At 65.2% G+C, this 2,345-nt stretch carries 2 protein-coding genes; one reads left to right on the forward strand and one right to left on the reverse strand.

Translation table 11 applies throughout. From position 1 onward, the window contains the following. On the forward strand, positions 1-1,190 hold a 1,190-nt coding region (gene ligD / locus WCE35_RS08630), incomplete at its 5' end, for a DNA ligase D (RefSeq protein ID WP_424592926.1). 64 nt (positions 1,191-1,254) lie between these two features. Here the strand turns inward: ligD and WCE35_RS08635 are convergent. Continuing rightward, a partial coding sequence (locus WCE35_RS08635; RefSeq protein WP_424592927.1) for a DUF3459 domain-containing protein occupies positions 1,255-2,345 on the reverse strand: 1,091 nt, incomplete at its 5' end.

Here is a 2,345-nt window from a genome sequence, read left to right on the forward strand (position 1 = left end):
GGCGTATCATGCCGGCGCTGAAGGCTGTGGCTTCCGGCAAAAGCCCGTTCGGCGGCAAGAACGCGCCGCCCAAGACCCGCGACGTGCACTGGCTGAAGCCCGAGCTGGTCGCCGAGATCGAATTCGCTGGCTTTACCGCGGACGGAAACATCCGGCAGGCCGCGTTCAAGGGCTTGCGGCTGGACAAGCCGGCCGCGGAAGTCGAGGCGGAGAAGCCGGCCATGACCAGGGTTGCAAGACTGGCTGGAAAGACGGCGGCGAAGGGCAAACCCGCGGCGAATAAAGCCGCCGAGGTGATGGGCGTCGTCATCTCGAAACCCGACAAGGCGTTGTGGCCCGACGCGGGCGACGGGCGAGCGGTGACAAAACTCGATCTTGCACGATATTTCGAAGCGGTCGGCGGATGGATCATCGGCCACCTCAAGGGCCGGCCATGCTCCATCCTGCGTGCTCCGGATGGCATCAACGGCGAAAAATTCTTCCAGCGTCACGCCATGCCGGGCGCCTCGAATTTGCTGGCGCTGGTCAAGATTTCGGGCGACCGCAAGCCTTACCTGCAGATCGACCGGGTCGAGGGCCTGGCAGCGATCGCCCAGATCGGCGGGCTGGAGCTGCATCCCTGGAACTGCGCGCCGGACGCGCCCGATGTCCCCGGCCGGCTGGTGTTCGATCTCGATCCCGCGCCCGACGTTGAATTTTCCGAGGTGATCGCGGCGGCCCTGGATATGCGGCAGCGGCTGACCGCGGTTGGCCTTGAAAGTTTCTGCAAGACCACCGGCGGCAAGGGCCTGCACGTGGTGACGCCGCTGCTCCACGGCGCCAAAGACAGGGTGACATGGAAGGAAGCAAAGGCGTTTGCGCAGGGCATCTGCCAGTGGATGGCGAATGACGATCCGGCGCGCTATCTGCTCAACATGTCGAAGAGCCAGCGCAAGGGAAAGATTTTTCTCGACTATCTGCGCAACGACCGGATGTCGACCGCGGTCGCGGTGCTGTCGCCGCGGGCGCGCGCGGGCGCCACCGTGTCGATGCCGCTGAGCTGGGCGCAGCTGCGCGGCGATCTCGAGCCGAAGCGTTACACGGTGCACACCGTGCCGGCGCTGCTGGCGAAAACCAGGGCGTGGGAAGGTTATGAGAACGCGGCGGCGTCGATCAAGCTGGCGGCAAGGAAGCTGGCGGGAAAAACATGAATGTCGCCATTTCAGCACGCGAAAACGCGAGCCCGGAGTCCAGCGTACGTTGACGAACCGACATCTATGGCCCGGCACCGATGCGCCAGAACACCGACCATGGCGCAATCAACCCACTGGCCTCGCCGCCCCAGATGACGGTACCGGCCGTTTCGCTTTCCGTTTGGCTTTCCTTGCGGGCAACCGCGATATCGGACAGATTGGCGAGCAGCCGCAGCGTCGCGCCGTCGCCCATCCGCCAATCCGCTGCGAGCAAGCCGTTATCCGCCGCGTGCGCATGGCCGAAGGCTGCGCCCGCAAGCCGGGGAACGATCTCTCGCCGGCGTATCGCCAGAAGTTCCCGGACCAATGCCAGCCGCTTTTTGCCCTCCGGCCGGCTTCGCTCGTCCCAATCCAGCACCGCCGACCGAAAGGTCGAGAGCGCCAGTGGATCGGGCACCCCCTCGCCATGGTCGGCGTAGGCCCAGTCGTACTCCCGGCGCCGCCCCTCGCGGACCGCGTCGGCCAATTCGCCCTCGAAGCCACAGAAGAACGGGAACGGCGTCTTCGAGCCCCACTCCTCTCCCATGAACAGCATCGGAACGGCCGGCGCCATCAGTGTAATCGCCATCGCGGCCTCGATGGCGTCCGTGTCAACATGGTTTTCGAGCCGGTCGCCGAGCGCGCGATTGCCGATCTGGTCGTGGTTCTGGATGAAATTGACGAAGGCGGCGGGTGCAAGATGGCCGCTCGGTTCGCCGCGCAATTGTCCGCCGCGGAACGCGGAGGCTTCGCCCTGATAGACAAAGCCAGAGCCGAGCGCGCGGGCAATATCCCGCAGCGGCGAGGTCGTGTGGTCACCGTAGTAGCCCTGCGTCTCGCCGGTCAGCCACACGTGCCAGGCGTGGTGATAATCGTCGTTCCACTGCGCACGGAATTTTCCGCGGGCCGGGTCTTGCCCGGCGTCGAGCAAGCTCGCGGCATTGTCGCCGTTTTCGAGCAGCAGATGGATATGACGGCCGGTTTCCGCGGCAAGTTTGCCCACCGCCATGCTGAGATCGCGCAGCAGCGGAATTTCGCCCGGCTCATGGATGGCATTGACCGCATCCAGCCGCAGCCCGTCGAAACGGTACTCGGCCAGCCAATGGAGCGCATTCTCGATCGCGAAGGCGCGCA

This window comes from Bradyrhizobium sp. (genome assembly GCF_049691595.1).
Lineage (GTDB): Bacteria > Pseudomonadota > Alphaproteobacteria > Rhizobiales > Xanthobacteraceae > Bradyrhizobium.